13 protein-coding genes and 1 tRNA gene are annotated in these 20,521 nt (G+C 63.8%); 9 read left to right on the top strand and 5 right to left on the bottom strand.

The annotated features are described in order from the left end of the window. Positions 1 to 112 precede the first annotated feature (112 nt). The 4 genes from ACYUCQ_RS14300 to ACYUCQ_RS14315 all read right to left on the bottom strand — a co-directional run bounded on the left by ACYUCQ_RS14300 (position 113) and on the right by ACYUCQ_RS14315 (position 4,194). Positions 113 to 463, bottom strand: coding sequence for a RidA family protein (locus ACYUCQ_RS14300; RefSeq protein ID WP_460255231.1), 351 nt, complete (start codon positions 461 to 463; stop codon positions 113 to 115). Beyond that, positions 411 to 2,060 carry a glycosyltransferase gene (locus ACYUCQ_RS14305; protein ID WP_460255232.1) on the bottom strand — a complete coding sequence of 550 codons (1,650 nt, stop codon included), beginning with the start codon at positions 2,058 to 2,060 and terminating at the stop codon, positions 411 to 413. The genes ACYUCQ_RS14300 and ACYUCQ_RS14305 overlap by 53 nt, the downstream gene beginning before the upstream one ends. 7 nt (positions 2,061 to 2,067) lie before the next feature. Beyond that, a complete protein-coding gene (locus tag ACYUCQ_RS14310) occupies positions 2,068 to 3,612 on the bottom strand; it encodes a Hint domain-containing protein (RefSeq protein WP_460255233.1) in 1,545 nt (514 codons plus the stop codon). A gap of 102 nt (positions 3,613 to 3,714) precedes the next feature. Continuing rightward, positions 3,715 to 4,194, bottom strand: coding sequence for a phosphate-starvation-inducible PsiE family protein (locus tag ACYUCQ_RS14315; protein ID WP_460255234.1), 480 nt, complete (start codon positions 4,192 to 4,194; stop codon positions 3,715 to 3,717). A gap of 98 nt (positions 4,195 to 4,292) precedes the next feature. Here ACYUCQ_RS14315 and hslV point away from each other — a divergent pair, with 98 nt between their 5' ends. From hslV to ACYUCQ_RS14335, 4 genes are read left to right on the top strand one after another with little or no spacing between them, the layout of a single operon-like run. Next, positions 4,293 to 4,844 (top strand): ATP-dependent protease subunit HslV, encoded by a 552-nt coding sequence (gene hslV / locus ACYUCQ_RS14320; protein WP_460255279.1) that lies wholly within the window; start codon positions 4,293 to 4,295, stop codon positions 4,842 to 4,844. Continuing rightward, on the top strand, positions 4,844 to 6,160 hold the full coding sequence (gene hslU / locus ACYUCQ_RS14325; protein WP_460255280.1) for an ATP-dependent protease ATPase subunit HslU: 1,317 nt from the start codon (positions 4,844 to 4,846) through the stop codon (positions 6,158 to 6,160). Before hslV ends, hslU begins: the two co-directional genes overlap by 1 nt. A 6-nt stretch (positions 6,161 to 6,166) precedes the next feature. Further along, positions 6,167 to 7,024 carry a tRNA glutamyl-Q(34) synthetase GluQRS gene (gluQRS, locus tag ACYUCQ_RS14330; protein ID WP_460255235.1) on the top strand — a complete coding sequence of 286 codons (858 nt, stop codon included), beginning with the start codon at positions 6,167 to 6,169 and terminating at the stop codon, positions 7,022 to 7,024. Then, on the top strand, positions 7,021 to 8,430 hold the full coding sequence (locus ACYUCQ_RS14335; protein ID WP_460255236.1) for a trypsin-like peptidase domain-containing protein: 1,410 nt from the start codon (positions 7,021 to 7,023) through the stop codon (positions 8,428 to 8,430). Before gluQRS ends, ACYUCQ_RS14335 begins: the two co-directional genes overlap by 4 nt. On the opposite strand, the gene ACYUCQ_RS14340 is transcribed toward ACYUCQ_RS14335, so the two are convergent. Continuing rightward, complete coding sequence (locus ACYUCQ_RS14340; protein ID WP_460255237.1) at positions 8,341 to 11,145, bottom strand: hypothetical protein; 2,805 nt, start codon at positions 11,143 to 11,145, stop codon at positions 8,341 to 8,343. The two genes, ACYUCQ_RS14335 and ACYUCQ_RS14340, sit on opposite strands and share 90 nt — an antisense overlap. 53 nt (positions 11,146 to 11,198) lie before the next feature. Here ACYUCQ_RS14340 and mutS point away from each other — a divergent pair, with 53 nt between their 5' ends. From mutS to tig, 5 genes are all read left to right on the top strand, one after another. Further along, positions 11,199 to 13,898 carry a DNA mismatch repair protein MutS gene (mutS, locus tag ACYUCQ_RS14345; RefSeq protein ID WP_460255238.1) on the top strand — a complete coding sequence of 900 codons (2,700 nt, stop codon included), beginning with the start codon at positions 11,199 to 11,201 and terminating at the stop codon, positions 13,896 to 13,898. A gap of 4 nt (positions 13,899 to 13,902) precedes the next feature. After that, positions 13,903 to 16,701, top strand: coding sequence for a [protein-PII] uridylyltransferase (locus tag ACYUCQ_RS14350; protein ID WP_460255239.1), 2,799 nt, complete (start codon positions 13,903 to 13,905; stop codon positions 16,699 to 16,701). Between the two features lie 240 nt (positions 16,702 to 16,941). Further along, the gene (locus tag ACYUCQ_RS14355) at positions 16,942 to 18,921 is read left to right on the top strand and encodes an autotransporter domain-containing protein (RefSeq protein ID WP_460255240.1); all 1,980 of its coding nucleotides are present in this window, start codon (positions 16,942 to 16,944) and stop codon (positions 18,919 to 18,921) included. 108 nt (positions 18,922 to 19,029) lie between these two features. Further along, a tRNA-Leu gene (locus tag ACYUCQ_RS14360) sits at positions 19,030 to 19,111 on the top strand. A gap of 51 nt (positions 19,112 to 19,162) precedes the next feature. Beyond that, positions 19,163 to 20,485 carry a trigger factor gene (gene tig / locus ACYUCQ_RS14365; RefSeq protein WP_460255241.1) on the top strand — a complete coding sequence of 441 codons (1,323 nt, stop codon included), beginning with the start codon at positions 19,163 to 19,165 and terminating at the stop codon, positions 20,483 to 20,485. Positions 20,486 to 20,521 lie beyond the last annotated feature (36 nt).

Below are 20,521 nucleotides of genomic sequence, written 5' to 3' on the forward strand. Positions count from 1 at the left end.
TGGATAAAACGATATAAAAACTTATTTTTTAGACAATCCTTGCACATTAATGATCCTAGGTTGTAATTGGGGGTATTAAGCGTTGGGGGGCGGCTTGGCGCGGCGCGCTTGATTACCGGCAGGCGGTGATCATGATCTCGACGCGGTAGCGCGGGTCGGCGAGTTTGGCTTCGACGCAGGCGCGGGCGGGGGCGCTGGCTTCGGGCAGCCAGGCGGACCAGATTTTGTTCATGGCGGCGCGGTCATTGATGTCGGCGAGCCAGATTTGCGCTTGCAGCAGGCGGGTTTTGTCGGTGCCGTGGGTTTCCAGCAGCGCGTCGATTTGCGCGAGAATGTCGCTGGTTTGGGCGGTGATGTCGCCGGTCGGGTCGGTTGCGACGACGCCCTGGGTGTAGATGAAGCCGTGATATTCAACGACTTTGGACAGGATTTCGTTCGCGTCGGTGCGGATGATGCGGCTCATGGGTGTTCTCCGAATGCTGGAGATGCTGCGTATCGGGGTGGCGGGATTTCGGCAAGGGGGTGCAGGCGGCGCGCAGGGCTTGATCTTGTGCGGCTTGCGACCAGTGCGTGTTGATATAGGCGCGCCCGGCATGGCTGAGGGCGGTGAGGCGCTTGGGATGATCGTAAAGGGCGAGGATGGCGGCGGGGAAATCAGCGAGGTTGGGCACGATCAGGTCGCTGAGCGCGGCGGGGAGCGAAAGGCCTTCGGCGGCGATGGGTGACATCAGGCAGGGTATGCCGGCGGCGAGACTATCGAGCACTTTGCCTTTGACGCCGGCCCCAAACGCCATCGGCGCGACGCTGAGGCGCAGTTGCGACCAGAAATTTTCGCCCGCGGGCAGGTCGGGCAGGTCGGGCAGGAGCACGAGGTTCGGGGCTTGGTGCTGGCGGATCGACGTTGGCATGGCGCTGCCCGCGATCAGGCATTGGATCGCGGGGTTGGCGCCGTGCAGGGCGGGGAGAATGTCATGGATCAGGCGGCTGGCGGCGTCCCGGTTGGGGTTGTGGCCGAAATGGCCGATGAAGCCGATGGCGGTGCGGGAGGTTGCGACGGTTGGGCGGGTGGTTGGCGGGGTTGGGGGCACGTGCCAGGGGACGCAATGGATGTTGGCGTGCGGCAGGGCGGCGCGCAGCAGAGCGGCCTCGGTGGTGGGATGGGTGATGGTGGCATCGGCGGCGTCCGCCAAAGCGAGTTCGGTGCGGCGCAGGGCGGCAGCGCGGGGGAGGAGTTGCGCGAGATCGAGCGCTGCAGCTTCGCGGGCCAGGCGCAGATGATGCAAATCGGCGACATTATAGAGAATATGAGCCTTCGGGCAGTGATGGCTCAGCAGCGGCAGGTAGCGCGCGGCGATGGTCAGGCGGTGCAGATAGATCAGGTCGAACCGGTGGGGCGTGTGGGCGAGTAATTCTTCGATCGAGCCGATGGTGGCGGCGTGATGGGTGATGCTTTGGATGGAGGCGGGTGGCTCGGCCAGCGCGTCGGCGGCGGCGAAATGCACCTCATAGCCGAGGCGGGTGAGGGCGTGCAGATGCGCGGTGATGGCGTTGGCACCGGCATTATGCGCGGGGCGGGGGGATTGCGAATCGATGACCAAGGCGCGGCGGGATGACGCGTGTGGTTCGGTCGTGGGGATGAGGCGGGCGATTTGATGGTTCAGGGCGTGGCGGAGGAGCAGAATGGCGTGGGTTATTTCGGCTGGGGTATCGGCGGTGTTTGCCAGGGCGGCGAGGCTGGCGGCGGCGTCATCAAGGCGGGTGGTGGGGTCGATCAAGGCGGGAGAACCGGCGAGTTCGGTGCCGTCACGCTCGCAGGTGACGCGGATCAGATGGGATTGATGGGCGGGTAGGCCGGCGGGGAGAAAAAAATCAAAACCGTGCGGGCCGGGGCCGAGGCCGGCTTGCACCAGATCGGGCCGGTGGACATTGGCGATGACGCGGTCGAGTAGGGTGCCGTTGGCGGTGATCAGCAGCGCGAGCGGGTGGTGCGGTTGCGCGGTATCGAGCGCCCAGCCGCTGATCCGCGTGCGGCAGGCCTGATCGAGGCGGCCAGTCAGCATGGCGGGGTTAGGCGAAGTGCTGTGCTGCTTGGGGTTGCGCGATGTGATCGATCAGGGTGGTGGCGGCGCTGGAGAGAGGATGCTGGTCGGCGCTGCGGCGCAGTTGCAGGGTGGTGAGGTCGGTTTGGAGCGAGATGACGGTGTGGGGTAGGGTAATTGCAAAGCCGTGGCGGCCGCTGCCGAGGCCGGCGGTTTCGAGATCGCGGCGGTAGAGATTGGCGAGGGTGCGCGCGATGCGCCGACCGGCGAGCAGAATGTCCAGACATACCGGGAGTTCGGTGGTGTCGGGCGATTGCGCCCAGCCGGTGAGGGTGGTGCCTGTGGCATAGCAGCGGATGGTATCGAGATGGCCTTGTAACGGGTTTGCGGCTTGCAGGTGCGGGCGGTGGGCGCGGGTGGCGAGGCTTGAGCGGATGGACGCGAGTTTTGGCCCGTCGAGCAGGCGCTCGGCACAATAGCGCGCGGGCGGCTCGGCACCGGGATAAAGGGCGGCGTAGGTGCTGGCATTGTGGAACATCAGGCGGTTATCGTCATTGACATAGGTTTCGGCGGGCGCGCCTTCGGCGAGCAGCACGTCATGGCTGTCGAGCTCGATATGGTAATAGGTGATGTCGTCGGTGATCTCGGGCTGGAGGATGGTGCTGCCGTTGATCAGCAAAGCGACCGGGATCAGGGCGCCATCGATGAACAAGGCATGTTGCGGGCTGATCCAGAGATCGCGCTGGGGCCTTGCATCGCCGAGGGCGCCGGCGCGCACGCAGACCGGGGCGAGCCGGAGATTGCCGGTGGCGAAGCGCGCGGCGTAGGTGCGCCGGCCGATCCATTTGATCGGGCGGATGGCACCGCTGCGGGTGATGATCGGGTCGCCAATCGCGAGCTGTTCGACGGCGACCGGGCCATCGGGCGTGGCGATGTTGGTGCCGGGGCAAAAGCAGGTGACGTTGATGGCTTCGCCGCCGCTGGCATCGGTGGTGACGTTGAAGGCGGCGGAGGTGAAGCTGCCGGTGGCGAGGGTGAGGCTGGCCGCGACCGAGGCGCCGTTATCGATATTGAGGGTGCCGCCGCCGCCGCTATTTTGGGTCCAGACCGGGGTGAGGGCGTTGGTGACGCCCCGGAGCACAATCATGTCGGAGGGGCCGAAGCTGTTGATCACGCCGAGATTGCTGGGGCTGAAGATCGGATCAAGGATCAGCGCGTCGTTCGGGCCATCGAAATTGATGTTGGGTGCGGCTCCGCCGGGGGCGAGGCTGCTCGCGAGTTCCAAGGTGCCGCTGCCGACCGTGCTGCCGGTGACATCGTTCAAACCCAGATTGAAATTGGCGCCGGAGAGATAAAGCGGGGCGGCGATGATTTCGGTGCCGCCGCCGCTCAGATCATTGGTAAGAAACGCGCTGGCGGTTTGGCCGGAGAAGCCGGTGATATCCACCGTGCCGCTATTGAGGGCGATATTCAGCACGCCGGGATATTGGGCGAAATAGAGATCATAGCTGCCCGCTTGATCGATGGTGGCGACGGCGCCGATGGAAACGCCAACCGTGACGGTGCTGCTCATGCGCGATTTCCCTCCGTGCGGTTCGGCGATGGTTTGATCGGGCCGAATACGACTTCAGGTTGTGTTATCGGGGGTTCGCGCGGAGATTGTCAAGGCGAAATATTAACCAGAATGGGCGGGCGGTTCCTGCGCGTCGGCGCGGCTGCGATGGGCGCGGCGATCTTGGTCGCGGACCAGCCAATAGACCACGCCGAGGGAGAAAAAGGCGGCGGACAGGCCGAGCAATTGGGCGGCGCTGACATGGCTGAGATCGAGAATGATCAGTTTCCGGGCGATGGCGAGCATGCCGATCAGAATAACGACGCGCACGCGCGCCGCACCTTCGTCATGTTCGGCGGTGACCAGGATTGAGCGTTTGAATTCGAGGGCGATGATGACGGTGAAAATGCCGCCGAACAAATCTTGGAACACTAACGGCTTGGTCGGGTCGAACGAGGTGAACAGCACCGCATGGCCGATATTGTAGGTAAGATGCAGCAAGGCGGCGATCACGATCACCGCGAGCAAGAGCGTGAGGATGATCGACACGGTGCGCTCGAAATGACGATAGAGTCGGGTTTCGAGCTTGTCTGGCAGGTCCATGGGGCGCTCCGAGGGTTCGCGCAGAGGTTAGCCGCTAATTGAGGGCGGTGCAAAACGGGGTGCTTGCCGTGGGCGGGGCGCAATGCCATTTGACCGGCATGGAACATCGGGATGATCCGGTCGGCTGGCATGGCACGACCATTTTGAGTGTGCGGCGTGGCCAGAGCGTGGCGATGGCTGGTGATGGGCAGGTTTCGCTGGGCAATACGGTGATCAAGGCCAATGCCCGCAAGGTGCGGCGGATTGGCAATGGCGCGGTGTTGGCCGGGTTTGCCGGGGCGACGGCGGATGCGTTTACGCTGCTGGAGCGGCTGGAGAGCAAGCTTGAGCGCTTTCCCAATCAATTGGAGCGCGCTTGTGTGGAGCTGGCCAAGGATTGGCGCACTGATCGCTATTTGCGGCGGTTGGAGGCGATGATGGCGGTGGCGGATAAGGATCATTCTTTTACCCTGACCGGCAATGGCGATGTGCTAGAGCCTTCGGACGGGGTGATTGCGATTGGCTCGGGCGGGAATTATGCGCTGGCGGCGGCGCGGGCGTTGATGGAGGTTGAGGGGTTGGCGGCAGAGGAAATTGCGCGCCGGGCGATGAAAATTGCCGGGGATATTTGCGTGTTCACCAATCATAACGTGATTGTCGAGACGCTATGATGGACAGCCCGACCTATACGCCCCGCGAGATTGTCTCGGAGTTGGACCGGTTCATTATCGGCCAGAATGACGCCAAGCGGGCAGTGGCGATTGCGCTGCGCAATCGCTGGCGCCGCCAGCAATTGCCCGAGGGGTTGCGCGAAGAGGTGGTGCCGAAGAATATTTTGATGATCGGGCCGACCGGCTGCGGCAAGACCGAGATTGCGCGGCGGCTGGCGAAATTGGCGCAGGCCCCCTTCATCAAGGTGGAGGCCACGAAATTCACCGAAGTGGGGTATGTCGGGCGCGATGTGGAGAGCATTGTGCGCGATTTGGTCGAAGTGTCGATCGGGATGCTGCGTGAATTTAGCCGCAAGGGCGTGCAGGCGCGCGCGGAGCTGGCGGCGGAGGATCGGCTGGTGACGGCGCTGGTGGGTGAGGGATCATCGGGCGAGACGCGCCAAAAATTTCGCAAAATGCTGCGCGATGGCGAGCTGGAGGCCAAGGAAATCGAGATCGAGGTGCAGGATGCGCCGCCGATGGCGATTGGCCAGTTTGATATGCCGGGGATGCCGCCGGGCGGGGCGATTAATCTGGGCGAGATGATGAAGGGGATGTTTGCCCGCCAGCAGGGGCGCAAGCGGATGAGTGTGGCGGCGGCGCGGGCGGCTTTGGTGCGCGAGGAGGCGGACCGGCTGCTGGATCAGGAGGCGCTGACGCGCGATGCCTGCGCCTTGGCGGAGAATCATGGCATCGTGTTTCTCGATGAGATCGACAAGATTTGCGCGCGCGGCGAAGGCGGGGTGCGTGGCGGCGATGTATCACGCGAGGGGGTGCAGCGCGATTTGTTGCCCTTGATTGAGGGGACGATTGTTTCGACCAAATATGGGCCGGTGAAGACCGATCATATTTTATTCATCGCCTCGGGCGCGTTTCATGTGGCGAAACCATCGGATTTGCTGCCGGAATTGCAGGGGCGGTTGCCGATTCGCGTTGAGCTGGCATCGCTCACGCGGGCGGATTTCCGCCGGATTCTCACCGAGCCGGAACATTCGCTGCTCAAGCAATATCGGGCGCTGTTGGCGACGGAATCGGTGGATTTGGAATTCAGCGATGATGCGGTGGATGCGATTGCCGGGTTGGCTGCGGATATTAACGACCGGGTGGAAAATATCGGCGCGCGGCGCTTGGCGACGGTGCTGGAGCGGTTGTTGGAGGAGATTAGTTTTGCCGCGACCGATCGCGCCGGGCAGGTGGTGCGGGTGGATGCCGATTTGGTGCATGAGCGGGTTGCGCCTTTGGCGGCGAAGGGTGATTTGAGCCGGTTTATTTTATAGGCCGCGATGGGTGCGACGGTCACCCGATTCGCGCCGAGCCCGACCGGGTTTTTGCATCTCGGGCACGCCGCGTCCGCGCTGCTCGCTTGGGGCAGTGCGCGGGCGGCGGGCGGGCAGTTTTTGCTGCGGCTGGAAGATATTGATGCGCAGCGTTGCCGGGCTGAATTTGCCAGCGCGATCATCGAGGATTTGACCTGGTTGGGGCTTGATTGGGATGGCCCGATGCGGGTGCAATCGGCGCATGTCGCGCAATACCAGGATTGTTTGGCGCGTTTGCAGGCAATGGGGGTGATTTATCCGTGTTTTTGCTCGCGGCGTGATATTGCGGCGTCGGTGGGCGCGCCGCAGGGCGAGACGCCGATCCCGTATCCGGGCCGGTGCCGGACGCGCCCGGCCAGCGAAATTGCCGATTTGATGCAGGCGGGGCAGGCTTTTGCCTGGCGGCTGGATGTGGCGCGGGCGCGGGCGATGGTTGATCGGCCTTTGGGGTGGCGTGAAATCGGCGCGGGTTGGGTTGCGGCGACGCCGGAGCGATTGGGCGATGTGGTGCTGGGGCGCAAGGATGCGCCGGTGAGTTATTTTCTGGCGGCGACCCATGATGATGCGATGCAAAACATCGATCTGGTGGTGCGCGGTGAGGATTTGCGGGCGGCGACATCGGTGCAGATTTTGCTGCAGGCGCTGCTGGGCTGGCCGCATCCGGCCTACCGGCATCACCCTCTGCTGCGCGATGCGACGGGCCGGCGGCTGGCCAAGCGCGATGGTGATGGTGCGCTGCGCGATTTGCGGGCGGCGGGATATTCGCCCGATGCGGTGCGAAAGCTCTTGCCGGATTGGGTTGGCGCGGTCACTTTAGCCGAATGAAACAGAAGCTCGCGGCGTGGATGTTGGGGTTGGGGTTGGCGCTGCCAGGGTGGGGGCGCGCGATGCCGACCCCGCCGCCGGTGGCAAAGATTGCCCATCAGGCGCTTGGCGCGGTGGTGGAGGTGCAGAGCATCGATCCGGTCAAGCCGCCGCATGGCCGACCGGGCGCCGTGCAGGGGGCGGCGACGCCGCGACCGGATGGGCAAAGTGGGCCAGGGCATGACGGACCGGGCCATGGCGGGCTGGTGGTGCCGCCGCGGGCCGAGCAGGCGCTGGGGACTGGGTTTTTCATCGATCCGAGCGGGTATTTGGTGACCAATCATCACGTGATCGCCGGGGCGAGCCGGGTGACGGTGACGCTGAGCGATGGGCGGGTTTATGCCGCGCGCCGGGTAGGGGTGGATAAGCAGGCGGATCTGGCGGTGCTGAAAATCGATGTTGGGCATAAGGTGCCGTATTTGAAATTTGGCCATTCGAGCCGGTTGGCGCTGGGCGATTGGGTGGTGGCGATTGGCAATCCGTTCGGGCTGGGCACCTCGGTGTCGGCGGGGGTGGTGAGTGCGCTGCATCGTGATATCGGCGCTAAGCCGTTTGATGATTACATCCAGACCGATGCAGCGATTAATCGTGGCAATTCGGGCGGGCCGCTGCTGGATATTAAGGGGCGGGTGATTGGGGTGGATTCGGCGATTTATTCCCCCTCGGGCGGCTCGGTTGGGATTGGGTTTGCGATCCCGGCGAGCATGGTCAAGCCGGTGTCAGCGCAGTTAATTGCCCATGGGGTGATGCGGCGCGGCTGGCTGGGGCTGCGGATCGAGCATGTCTCGGCGGCGATGCAGGCGGCTTGGCATTTGACCAGTCAGCATGGTGTGGTGGTGGCCGGGGTGGTGGCGGATGGACCCTCGCAGGGCATTTTGCAGCCGGGCGATGTGTTGATGGCGGTGGATGGGCATGGACTGCGCGGCACGCACTCGTTTCACGTGGCGGTGGGTGAGCATGCGGTGGGGCAAAAATTGGCGCTGCGACTGCGGCGCGATGGGGCGATGCGCGATGTCAGTGTGACCATTGGCGCGTTGCCGCACCAGCCGGGTGCGGCCAAGCCCACCGCGCCGGGAGTATTGGATAGCGCGGTGGTGGCGTTGGGGGTGCGGGTGCGCCCGGCACCGCACGGCGTGGCGGTGGTCAGTGTGCTGAAGGATGGGCCGGGGGCCAAGGCCGGATTGCGTGCGGGCAGCAAGATTGAGGCGGCGGGGGCGGATTTTGTCACGAATCCGGATCAATTGCGTAAGGCGCTGGTGGGCCGGCGGATGATTTCGTTATTGGTGGCTGACGCGGGGGCTGAGGGGCCGGGCTGGCTCGCGGTGCGGCTCGCGCCCGCGCCACCAGAGGCCAAGCCAAAGCCCTAGCGCAATCAACGCGAGGGCGCTGCTGGTGCGGGTGTAAGGCGGGCGATACCAAAACTGGATTTGGCTGGTGCCTGCGGGCAGGGCGATGGTTTGCAACAAGCCATCGCGCACGCCGATGGGGATCGCGCTTCCATTAACGGTGGCGTGCCAGCCCGGATCGGCGGCTTCGCGGCGCAGCAGGCTGGCGGGGGCGGCGCAGCGTGCGGTGAGGCGGTTCAGCCCGTGCGGGGTGATTTGGCAGGCGGGGCTGCTGGTGAAGAAAGCAGCCGGGTGGGGCAGCGCGAAAATGCGCATGATATCGTCTTGATAGACGATTTTGGGGATGCGGCGCAGCCAGATCAGATGCAGGATCGGCGCGTTGCCACCCGGTCCGGGCGCGGGGGCTAAGCGGGCGAGGCCGGTTTGCGGCACGGGGGCGAGCCAGAGGGCGACCGGGGTGCCGCCGGGCGCGTGGGTGATGGTGACGCGCAGCCGGTGGCGGGTGGGTAGGCGCAGCCCGTGGGCAAGATTGATGATCAGATAGGCGTTATCCTTGGCGTGCGCGAGCGCAGCGCTGCCTGATTGGCAGATTGCGCCGGCGCAGAGTTGCAGGGTGAGGGTGCCGCGCGCGGCGCCGAGATAGGTGCCGATCAACAGGGCGGCGGCGTGGATGGTGCCAGCACCGGGCAGGCGTGCTTGGATTGTGGTGGTGAGGCTTTGGCCGGGGGCGAGCGCGTAGGCGATGCGCGTGGTGGGGGCAGGTGGCAGGGGGGTGATGAAGGGGTTTTGGGTCGGTTTGGTGAGGATATAGCGCACACCGATGGCCTCATAGGCTTGGAGGTGGCGGCGCAGCTCGGCGGCCTGATCGGGCGGGGTGATGTATTTATGGGGGCGGATCAGAATGCCCGATTGTAATTGGGCGAGGTTGCGGGCGAGCAAACGGCGTTGCAGCGCGTTGATATGATGGGCGTTGAAGGTGGTGTTTTGGGTGCGTGGGAGTGAGCCATCGAACTGGATGACGCTGGCATAAGGGTCAAGCTTGGCGTGCAGATAATGGTTCCAGGTTCGGGCGACCGGCAGGGCATTGTTATTGATCGAGGCGAGGCCGAACGCGGCGGCGTAGTTCGGCTCGAACGGTTGCAGCGTATAGAAGCGCTGCCCGATTGCGTTCGGTTGGTTCAGATGGGCTTGCAAATAATGCACGCCGCCCAGCACGATATGGGTGCCGCGCACGGCGCCGAGCTGTTCGAGCGTGCGGGTGCCGAGCAGATCGATCATCACCAGCAGGGCGAGCAGGGTGCGTTTGGTGCGGGTTGGCGATTGCGCGAGGAGCAGCATGGCGAGGCCGGCGAGCAGGATTTCCGCGGCGCTGGCCAGGGCGGCTTGCGGCAGGAGCGTGGGATTAGCGATGAACCAGGCGCGCAGATCGGGCAGGGTGGCGAGCAGCGGGAGTGCGATAATGAGGCCAACGGCGGTGATGAAGGTGCGGCGGGATGTGCGGGTAAGTGGGGCTTGGGTTTGCCAGGCATTGATGGCGAGGCCGGCCATGATGGCGGCGGCGAGGATCAGGGTGGGTGGGGCGAAACGCGGTGCATCAGTTTCGGCGATGGCGGGGATGAAATTGATCAGATGGGTGACCCAAGGATTGCCCCAGATGCGGATTTCCCAGACCGCGATGAAGCCGAATAGCAAGAGTGCCAGGCCGCGCTGGGGATGGCGGAAGGCGAGGGCGGCGAGGCCGAGTGTGGCGGTGAGTGCGCCGATCCAGCCGCCGATTTGGTTGAGGGCAAGGGTGAGGGCGAGGGATAAGGCCGGGGGGTTGGCGGCAAAACTCCAGATCGGGCCATAGACAAAGGGCAGCAGCGAAAGCGGCGCTGAGGGGAAGGGCAGCCAGAGATGGCGATAGACCCCACCATGTTGGGCGAGCACCGATTGGCTGACATAGAGCAGAAACGGCACGATCAGCGGCAGCGATACAGCAAGGCCGATGCCGCCACCGAGCAGGATTTTGCCCGCGAAGCGCCAGCGTGCGGGGCCGGTCAGCACGACATGGCGCAGGGTCCAGACCGCGCCGAGCAGGCCCGCGATATAGGCGGTTTCGGGATAGCCGCCATAGAGCAGATAGGCGAGGGCGAGCGGGATCAGGCCCCAGCCCAAGGGGCTTCCATCGCGGCTGGCGCGGGCGGCGCGTTCGATGCCGAGCAGCAGCAAGGGGGCGAAGGGCAGCGGGCCGATGGCATGGGGCACCATGAAGAAGGCGGCGTTGAGCGCGTAGATCGCGCCGCTGATCAGGGCGGCGGTGCGGGTGGTGCGCAGTTCGATCAGCAAAGCGTAGGTGAACAGGCCGCAGAGCATTTCGAGGATCAGCTTCAGGGCGAGCCAGCCATTCCAGAAATGCAGCAGCAGCACGAAGGGCAAGAAGAAAGCGAGCGGCTGCATTTCGGCGGCCAGCGGCATGCCGAGGCCGGAATCCGGGTTCCACCAGGGGATGATGCCGTGCAGCCAATCATGGGCGCTGAGCCTGCCGAGCGGCTGGGTGATTTGGCCGATGGTGGGATCATACCAGCCGGGGCTGCCCTGCACCGGGCCTGGGATATCACCGGTGGTGAGCCATGAGGCATAGATCAGCGGATTGGCGTGGAGCAGGCCGAGCACCAGCGGTGCATCGGCGATCAGCGGCAGCAAAGTGAGGATCAGCACGGGAGCGAGATGACGGGTGCGCGGCAGGCTGATCATGGTGGTGCGCTTGTGCCTTGGTTTCAGGGCTTGGGCAATGATAGGGTAGCGCGATGGATGAGGCGCAGAGTGCAGGGGCGACGCCGGCGATGGCGCAATGGTTTCGCGCCAAGGCGGACTATCCGGACGCGTTGATTTTTTTCCGGATGGGCGATTTTTACGAGCTGTTTTTTGAGGATGCCGAGATTGCGGCGGGGGCGTTAGATATTGCGCTGACCGCGCGCGGGAGCCATCAGGGCCAGCCTATTCGCATGTGCGGGGTGCCGGTGGGGCAGCGCGATGTGTATTTGGCGCGGCTGGTGCGGCGCGGCTTTGCCGTGGCGATTGCCGAGCAGATGGAGGCGCCTGCAGAGGCTAAGGCGCGGGCTGGGGCGCGGGCTGGGGCGCGGGGTGGTAAATCGTTGATCGACCGGGCGGTGGTGCGTTTGATCACGCCGGGGACGCTGACCGAGGAGGCGCTGCTCGATGCCGGGCAGACGCGGCTGTTGGTGGCGATTGTCTCGGATCAGGCGGGTGCGCATTGTGGCGTAGCCTGGATCGATGCCTCGACCGGGCGGTTCGAAACCGAGTCGGTGGGGCTCGGTGATTTGGCGGCGTTGCTGGCGCGGCTTGATCCGGCGGAGATTCTGGCTGATCCGGCGTTAGCGCTCGGGGCGTATGAAGCGAAACGATCAAGCGCGGATGCGGCGCTGACGCTGGCGCGGGCGCGCGGGGTGCTGGCCGATGGGTTCGCCGTGGCCTCGATCGAGGCGTTTGGGGCGTTCAGCGATGAGGAGGTGATCGCGGCGGCGCTGGCGCTGCGCCATGTGCAGCGCAGCCAGGGCGGTGGGCAGGGACTAGGACAGGGCGGATTGGGCAATTTGGCGCCGCCGGTGCGGGTGAGCGAGGCGGGGTTGCTCGCGATGGATGCGGCGACGCGGGCGAGTTTGGATTTGTTGCGTGATCGACATGGTCAGGAGGCGGGGAGTTTGTTCGGCGCGGTGCGCCGGACGGTGAGTGCGGCGGGGGCGCGCTGCCTCGCGCAGTGGATTGCCGCACCGCTGGATGATTTGGCGCTGTTGCGCGCGCGTCAGGGGCTTTGGTTGGGCTTGGTGGCGATGCCAGGGCGTTTATCGGCCTTGCGGGCGGCGCTGCGGGGGGCGGCGGATTTGGCGCGGGCGCTGACCCGGCTGCGCTTGGCCGGAGATGCGATTCGGCCGGTCTCGCCCCGGGATTTGGGGCTGGTGCGCGATGCGCTTTCGGTGGGCGCGCAGGTGCAGGCGATTCTGGAGGGGGCGGCCTTGCCGGGGCTGGCTTGGCCGGATCCGCCGCTGGGGTTGATGGATGATTTGACCCGGGCGCTGGTGGCGAGCCCGCCGGTGCGTGCGGGCGATGCGCCCGCGATTGCGCCGGGTTATGATGGTGAGTTGGATGGCGAGCGCGCCTTGCGCGATGATGCGCGCCAGGTGATTGCGGCGCTGCAGACCGAGTTGGCGCGGCGCTATGGCGTGGCGAGTTTGAAAATCCGGCATCACGCGCAATTGGGCTATGTGATCGAGGTGCCCGCCGCGTCGGTGGAGGGGTTGCGGGCGTTTCCTGAGTTGTTGCTGCGCCAGGGGTTGGCGGCGGCGGCGCGGTTTTCGCATCCGGATGTTGCGGCGTTGGATCAGCGGATTGCCGAGGCGAGCGAGCGGGCGGTGCGGAGTGAGGCAATGGTGCTGGCGGTGCTGCGCCGACGGGTATTGGCCGAGGTGCGCGCGCTGGAGGGGTTGGCCGCCGCGTTGGCGGTGCTGGATGCGGCGCAATCGGCGGCGGATTTGGCGAGTTCCGGGCGCTGGTGCGCGCCGGAATTGAGTGCCGATGCGCAGTTTCAAATTATTGGCGGGCGGCATCCGGTGGTGGAGGCGGCGTTGGGGGTGGGGCAGCGTTTCATCGCCAATGACAGCGATTTGGGGCCGGAGCGGCGGTTATTATTGCTCACCGGGCCGAATATGGCGGGGAAATCGACGTTTTTGCGGCAAAATGCGCTGATGCTGGTGCTGGCCCAGGCCGGGTTGCCGGTGCCCGCGGAGCGCGCCCGGATTGGGCTGGCGGATCGGTTATTTTCGCGGGTGGGGGCGGCGGATGATCTGGCGGCGGGACGCTCGACCTTCATGGTGGAGATGATTGAGACGGCGGCGATTTTGAATCAGGCGGGGCCACGGAGTTTTGTGATCATTGATGAGATCGGGCGCGGGACCGGCACGCGCGATGGGCTGGCGATCGCGCAGGCGGTGCTGGAGGCGTTGCATGGGACGATACGCTGCCGAGCCATTTTTGCGACGCATTTCCATGATTTGGTGCCCTTGGTGGAAACGCTGCCGCGTGCGGCGTTGGGGACCATGCGGGTGAAGGAGTGGCGGGGCGATGTGGTGTTCATGCATGAGGTGATCGCGGGTGCCGCCGGGCGGAGTTGGGGCGTGCATGTGGCGAAATTGGCCGGTGTGCCGCCGTTGGTGGTGCGCCGGGCGGAAACATTGCTCCGGGCGGCGGAGCGGGGCGAGGCGGCGTTGCCGCTGTTTGCGGCCAGGAGGGATGTGGGCGGGGATGTGGGCGGGGATGCGGGTGGGGATGTGGTTGGGGATGCGGGGATGGCGGCGCAGTATGCGGAATTTTTGGCGGCGTTGCAGGAGATTGATCCGGATCGGCTCAGCCCGCGTGCGGCTTTGGAGACAATTTATGCCTTGCGGCGAAAGTTTCTTGGCGATCCGCCGATAGACGCGGTAGATGAGTAAGATCATGCAGGATATGCCCATTTATAGTTCCGCTCCCGATCAGGCTTCGAATGGTCCGCAGGATGATCCGGTGGCGCAGGCGGGGCCGCGCCCAGCGATCGCCAGCGCGCTGGCGCAGATTTTGGCGGATGGCGTGCCTGAGCGCGAGGTGGCGATTGAGGCGTTTCGCCGGCAATTGATGAAGCTGCAAACCCATGTGCGGCTGCGTTTTGAGGCGGGCGATGTGGGGGGGTTGGCGGCGGCGCGGCTGCATTCGGGGCTGATGGATGAGTTTTTGACCGGGCTGTGCGGCTATACGGCGGCGGTGCAGGGGCTGGATCATGGCGACCGGATGGCGATGGCGGCGACCGGCGGGTTTGGCCGAGCGACGCTGGCGCCATTTTCGGACATTGATTTATTGTTTTTGACGGAACATGAACCCTCGGCGGCGGTGCTCAGCAGTGTTGAGTTCATGCTGTATTTTTTATGGGATTTGGGGCTGAAGGTCGGGCACGCGACGCGCTCCACGGCGGATTGCTTGGCGGAGGCGCGGCTGGACGCGACGGTGCGCACCTCGCTGCTTGATGCGCGCTGCATCACCGGGGATCGGAGTTTATTTGCGCATTTTCAGGCGGCGTTTCGGGCTGATTGTGCGGCGGAGAGCCCGGCGGGGTATATTACCGCCAAGCAGAATGAGCGGGCGGTGCGCCATGCGCGGTTTGGCGATTCGCCGTTCATGGTGGAGCCGAATATCAAAGAAGGACGGGGCGGGCTGCGCGATTTGCAGACGCTGTATTGGCTGTCGCGCTATGTGTTTGGCACGTTCGCGATGACGGAGCTGGTCGGGCCTGCGGCGCCGGGTGGCGGGATTTTGACCGAGGCGGAGGCGCGGGCCTGCAAGCGGGCGTGGGATTATTTATGGACCGTGCGGTTTCATTTGCATTACGTCGCGGGCCGGGCGGAGGAGCGGTTGACGTTCGACCTTCAGCCGGTGATTGGCGCACGGATGGGCTATACGCGCCATGGGCGGCAGGACGGCGTGGAACGGTTCATGCGCCATTATTTTCTGGTGGTGCGGGAAGTGGCGCGGGTGACGGCGGTGCTGGAGCCGGCGTTGGTGCGGGTGGCGCTGGGGCCGCCGGCGGTGGCGGCGGCGACGGATGCGGCGCTGGCGGATGCCGGGTTTGTGCTGGCGGATGGCAAAATTTTATTTGCACCGGGGCGCGAGCCGACGGCGGAGCCGCTGCAATTATTTCGGATTTTGCTGATGGCGCGTGATCGTGGGTTGGTTTTGCACCCGCTGGCGCTGCGCGCGATGATTCGCGGGGCGCGCCAGACGGCGGATTTGCGGCATGATCCGAAGGCGGCTTCCTTGTTTTTGGATTTGTTATGCGGGGCGGCGGCGCCCTCGATGAATGGCGCGCGGTGGCTGACGATTTTGAATGAAACCGGCGCGCTGGGGCGGTATTTGCCGGATTGGCGGCGCATTGTCGGGCAGATGCAGTTTGATAGTTATCATGTGTTCACCGTCGATGTGCATACGATCCAGGCGGTGAATGTGCTCAATATGATCGAGCGCGGGGAGTTGAGCGAAATTGCGCCGGTGGCGAGCGGGATTGCCAAGCATGTGCAGTCGCGCCGGGCTTTGTATATGGCGATGCTGCTGCATGACATCGCCAAGGGCCGGGGCGGCGATCATTCGGAGCTGGGGGCTGAGCTGGCGCTGAGCGTGTGCCCGGCTTTGGGGCTGAGCCCGGAGGAGACCGAGATGGTGTCCTGGCTGGTGCTGCATCATTTGCTGCTGAGCCAGACGGCATTCTCGCGCGATATTGATGATCCAAAGACGATTTTGGACGTGGCGGATCTGGTGCAGTCGCCCGAGCGTTTGCGGTTGCTGCTGATTTTGACGGTGGCGGATATTCGCGCCGTCTCGCCGAAAGTGTGGAATGGCTGGAAGGCGACGTTGCTGCGCGAAATTTATGCGCGGGTCAGCGAAGTGTTGGAAGGCGGGTTGGCGACCACCGAGCGCGATGCGCGCATTGCCCGGGTGAAGGATGTGGTTGCGGAATTGCTGGCCGATTGGACCGAGGCGGACCGGGCTTATTTTCTGGATTTATTTTATCCGGGCTATTGGCTGGGGTTTGATCCGGAAAGCATCGAGCGGCATGCGCGCTTGATCCGCGAGGCGCGGGCGCGCGAGATGAAGCTGGTGGTGGCGGCAGAGCCCTCGCCCGCGCGCGGGGTGACCGAGGTGACGGTGTATACTGCCGACCATTCGGGATTGTTCAGCCGGATTGCCGGGGCGTTGGCGCTGGCTGGCGCCTCGATTGTGGATGCGCGGATTCACACGCTGAATAACGGCATGGCGCTGGATACGTTTTGGATCCAGGACGCCTCCGGCGGGTCGCTCGATGAGCCGCACCGGCTGGCGAAGGTTTCGGCGTTGATCGAGCAGGCGCTGTCAGGACGGCTGCGGCTGGCGGCGGAGATTAGCAAATCATCGCGTGGGATTATGGGGTCGCGGATGCGTGCGATTCATGTGCCGCCGCGGGTGGTGATCGATAACCAAGCGTCGAACCGGCATACGGTGATCGAGATTAACGGGCGCGATCGGCCCGGTTTGCTGCATGATGTGACGGCGGCGATCACCGGGCAGGGGCTGCAAATCGCATCAGCGCATGTGACCACTTATGGGGTGCGCGCGGTCGATGTGTTTTACGTGAAAGATGTGTTTGGGCTGAAAGTGGCGAGTGAGCGCAAATTAGCGCTGCTGCGGGCGGCGCTGATCACCGTGCTGGATGACGAGAAATTGCCATCGGCTTAACGGTTTTGCGCAGCCATATATTCTGGAGCCTGATGGTTGATGATCCATCACGCTCCAGTCTTTGTTTGCCAATCAATTTCATTGGCTTAGCTCGAATTTATCAATTCGAGCTAAGCCAATATTGATCTAAAATGTGATTGAAAGCCTTGTTTTTTTGCCGATCCGCTCGATTGACCGGGGGGTGACGTTTTGGTAAGCCTCTTTGCTATTCGGTTATCAAGCCGAAACGGGGAGGATATCATGCGGTTACAAAAGAATGCGATTCTGCGGAATTTGCTGTGTGGTGCGGCGGTGACCGCGATGATGGCCGGGTTCGCGCCGATGGCGCGAGCGGGCGGCAGCGGCGGCAGTTTTTATGCGTTTGGCGATAGTTTGGTCGATAACGGCAATATTCCGCGCCTGACCGGGATTCCGTATCCGCCGAGCCCGCCTTATTACCAGCATGAATTTTCGAACGGGCCGGTTTGGGCGCAATATTTGCCGCAATTGACCGGGTTGGGGTTCCAGCCCTCGAATGATTATGGTGTGGGCGGGGCGTTTACCGGGCCGCTGGTGATTGGCGGCACCACTTATAATAACATCTCGAATACGGAGGGTTTTCCGGCACCGTTGCCGAGTTTCCTGGGTGAAATTCAGAGTTTTGCGGCATCGGGCGGGCATTTTGGCGCGGGCGATGTGGTGGGAATTTGGGTTGGCGCGAATAATTATTTCATCGCGGCGGGTGAGGTTCAGGCTGATCCGGGTGCCGCGACGCAGATTATCACCAGCGCGGTCACCACGGCGGTGACGCAGACGGTGCAGGGGATTGAGGAACTTTCGTCGTTAGGCGGGCGGACCTTCATTGTGCAGACCTTGCCGCCATTGGGGGCGACGCCGCTGTTTAACACCAATCCGGTGCAAGCCTATGGTGCGAATTTGATTTCAGCGGCGCATGATCAGGCGCTGACCGGTGCGATTGCGACGCTGCATAATCAGGCCGGGTTGAATATTATTCTGATTAATCAGACGCAATTATTCAGCGAAGTGGTGGCCAATCCGGCAGCGTATGGATACACCAACATCACCCAGGCGTGCCGGTTGAGCGCGAATTGTCTGGGGCAACCGCTCTCGGTGCAGAATCAGTATTTATATTGGGGTCATGTGCATCCGACCACGCGCACCCATTTCCTGATCGCGCAATATTCGGCGAGCGCGTTGCAAGGGTTTCAGGGCCTGGCGGTGCCGGCGGAATTGTTGAACCGGGGGGCGACGGCGTTCTCGGATACGATTTCGGCGCGGATGGACGCGTTGCGCGGCGGGGCGTCCGGGCTGTCGGTGAATTTGCCGGGCGGGCCGATTCTGGCCGATGCGGCGGCAGGCGATGTCGGGCCGATGGGTGCGGCGCCGATGCCGGGGCATCGTTTATCGGTGTTTGTGACCGGGAATTATCAGGCCGGGTATCGGAATGATGAGCCGACCAGCCTTGGCTTTCATGACCAGATCGGCACGGTGGCGGCAGGGGCGGATTATCGGTTCACACCGCACGCGGCGGTTGGTGGCGCGGTGGGGTATGCGAATGAGACCGCCGATGTCACCGGCGGGGCGACGGTGAAGGCCAATGCCTATCAGTTGGCGGCTTATGCGCTGTTCAATACGCGGCATTTCTTTTTGAACACCCAGGCCGATTACGGCATTGATAATTTCACCCAACTGAGTCGTCCGGGCGTGTTGGGGCCGATCACGGCGAAGCCAACCGGCCATACGTTTAGCTTTGTTGCGCAGGCGGGGCTGGTGAAGCATTTTGGCGCCATGGCGATCGGGCCGGTGGTGGGTGTGGATTACACCGAGGCCAATGTGAATGCCTATACCGAGCAGGGTGATCCGGTGTTGACCATGGCGGTGCAGAAGCAATCGCTGACGCGCACGATTGGCAGTGCCGGGTTTGCCGCGAGCACCACGGTCTCGCTGGGCGGGCTGGTGTTGCAGCCGCACGCCTCGATTTTGGGTGAGGCGGAGCTGGATGGCTCGAATGGTGGGTTCTCCAGCGTGTTCACCGATGAACCGCTGGTGGGTTTGACCACCAATTATACCAACCCGGCCAAGGCCTGGGGTGTAGCCTCGTTGGGGGTCTCGACAGTGGTGGCGGGGCGCATGGCGGTGACGCTTGGATTGGCCAGCACTTTTGCCAAATCCGATGGCGCGCAGCGTATGGTCACGGCTGGGTTGCGCTATCGGTTCTAGAAACCGGCGGATCGGCTCCCTTGTCGGGGGGCGCGATCCGCGCTAGTCCCGCGCTTCGTTCGATGTTGCACGCTAATGGGGGTGGGGTTTAGCGATCCTGGCGCCTGGGCGGGCGTGGTGAAATTGGCAGACACGCCAGATTTAGGTTCTGGTGGCGCAAGCCGTGGGGGTTCAAGTCCCTCCGCCCGCAGGCGCGGCATGGGGCTGTTTTTGGTGTGTTAAAATAAGGATTTCCTTGACGATGCAGGTTACCGAGACCCTGAGTGAAGGGCTGAAGCGCGGCTTTACCGTGGTGATCCCCCAGGAAGAGATGGGCGCGCGGCGCGATAAGCGATTCGCTGAACTGAGCAAGACCATGCAAATGCCGGGCTTTCGGCCCGGCAAGGTGCCGCAATCGTTGCTGCGCAAGCGCTATGGTGAGGCGGTGAATGCGGAAGTGCTCGAAGCCTCGGTGAATGAGGCGACCGATGCGATGCTGGCGGAGCGCAATTTGCGGCCGGCTTTGTCACCCAAGGTGGATTTGGTCAGAAGGGGCGATGAGGGCGATTTGGAATTCACCATCGAGATGGAAATTCTGCCCGAGGTGAGCGTGCCGGATTTGGCGGCCTTGGCGCTGGAGCGGCCGGTTTGCCCGGTGAGCGATGAGGATGTGGCGGCGGAGTTGGAAAAATTCGCGCAGTCGCGTTCGACCACCGAGGTGATCGACGAGGTTCGCCCGGTGGCGACCGGGGAAATTCTCACCGTCGATTTTCTGGGCAAGCGCGATGGCGTGCCGTTCGAGGGCGGCGCTGGGCAGGATGCGGATATCGAGATGGGTGGGTCCGGCTTTATTCCGGGCTTTGCCGAGCAGATGCTCGGCATGGCGCCGGGTGAGCAGAAGGTGATTACCGTGACCTTCCCGGCGGAGTATCAGGCCGCCGAGCTGGCCGGCCAAGAGGCGACGTTTGACATCACCGCCAAGGCGCTGAAGCGCAAAGTGCCGGCGGTGCTGGATGATAAATTCGCCGAGCAGCTTGGCTTTGAAACGCTGGATGATTTGCGGGCGTTTTTCCGCAGCCGGTTGGAGCAGGTGCGTGCCGGTGCCAGCCGGTTGAAGTTGAAGCGGGCGTTGCTCGATCAGCTTTCCGAGCAGGCGGCCTTTACCGCCCCCGACTCGCTGGTGGAGGCGGAGTTCGCCGAGATTTGGCGGCAGGTGGAGATGGAGCGGCAAGCCGGGCGGCTTGATGCCGAGGATGCGGCGAAGGACGAGGCGACGCTGCGGGCGGAATATCGGGCGATTGCCGATCGGCGCGTGCGGCTGGGCTTGTTGGTCGCGGAGATTGGCCGGGCGCACAAAATTGAAGTGGTCGAGGCGGATTTGCGCCGGGCGATGATGGCGGAGTTGCAGCGTTTTCCGGGTCAGGAAAAGATGATCATGGAGTTCTATCAAAAGAACCCACGGGCATTGGACCGGCTGCGCGGGCCGATTTTCGAGGATAAGGTGGTCGATCACATTATCGGTAAGGCGCAGGTGAGCGAGAAGCCGGTGACGCTCGATGAGTTGATGGACGAGCCCGAAGAGTGATGCCCTGATCGATGGGGGGCTGGACGTGGGCGGCGC

The organism is Acidiphilium sp. MT5, from assembly GCF_054767495.1.

Bases quoted from the DNA above. Each gene is read 5' to 3' on its own strand.
- ACYUCQ_RS14300 (WP_460255231.1), bottom strand. From the start codon at position 463: ATGAGCCGCATCATCCGCACCGACGCGAACGAAATCCTGTCCAAAGTC.
- ACYUCQ_RS14305 (WP_460255232.1), bottom strand. From the start codon at position 2,060: ATGCTGACTGGCCGCCTCGATCAGGCCTGCCGCACGCGGATCAGCGGC.
- ACYUCQ_RS14310 (WP_460255233.1), bottom strand. From the start codon at position 3,612: ATGAGCAGCACCGTCACGGTTGGCGTTTCCATCGGCGCCGTCGCCACC.
- ACYUCQ_RS14315 (WP_460255234.1), bottom strand. From the start codon at position 4,194: ATGGACCTGCCAGACAAGCTCGAAACCCGACTCTATCGTCATTTCGAG.
- hslV (WP_460255279.1), top strand. From the start codon at position 4,293: ATGGAACATCGGGATGATCCGGTCGGCTGGCATGGCACGACCATTTTG.
- hslU (WP_460255280.1), top strand. From the start codon at position 4,844: ATGGACAGCCCGACCTATACGCCCCGCGAGATTGTCTCGGAGTTGGAC.
- gluQRS (WP_460255235.1), top strand. From the start codon at position 6,167: ATGGGTGCGACGGTCACCCGATTCGCGCCGAGCCCGACCGGGTTTTTG.
- ACYUCQ_RS14335 (WP_460255236.1), top strand. From the start codon at position 7,021: ATGAAACAGAAGCTCGCGGCGTGGATGTTGGGGTTGGGGTTGGCGCTG.
- ACYUCQ_RS14340 (WP_460255237.1), bottom strand. From the start codon at position 11,145: ATGATCAGCCTGCCGCGCACCCGTCATCTCGCTCCCGTGCTGATCCTC.
- mutS (WP_460255238.1), top strand. From the start codon at position 11,199: ATGGATGAGGCGCAGAGTGCAGGGGCGACGCCGGCGATGGCGCAATGG.
- ACYUCQ_RS14350 (WP_460255239.1), top strand. From the start codon at position 13,903: ATGCAGGATATGCCCATTTATAGTTCCGCTCCCGATCAGGCTTCGAAT.
- ACYUCQ_RS14355 (WP_460255240.1), top strand. From the start codon at position 16,942: ATGCGGTTACAAAAGAATGCGATTCTGCGGAATTTGCTGTGTGGTGCG.
- tig (WP_460255241.1), top strand. From the start codon at position 19,163: ATGCAGGTTACCGAGACCCTGAGTGAAGGGCTGAAGCGCGGCTTTACC.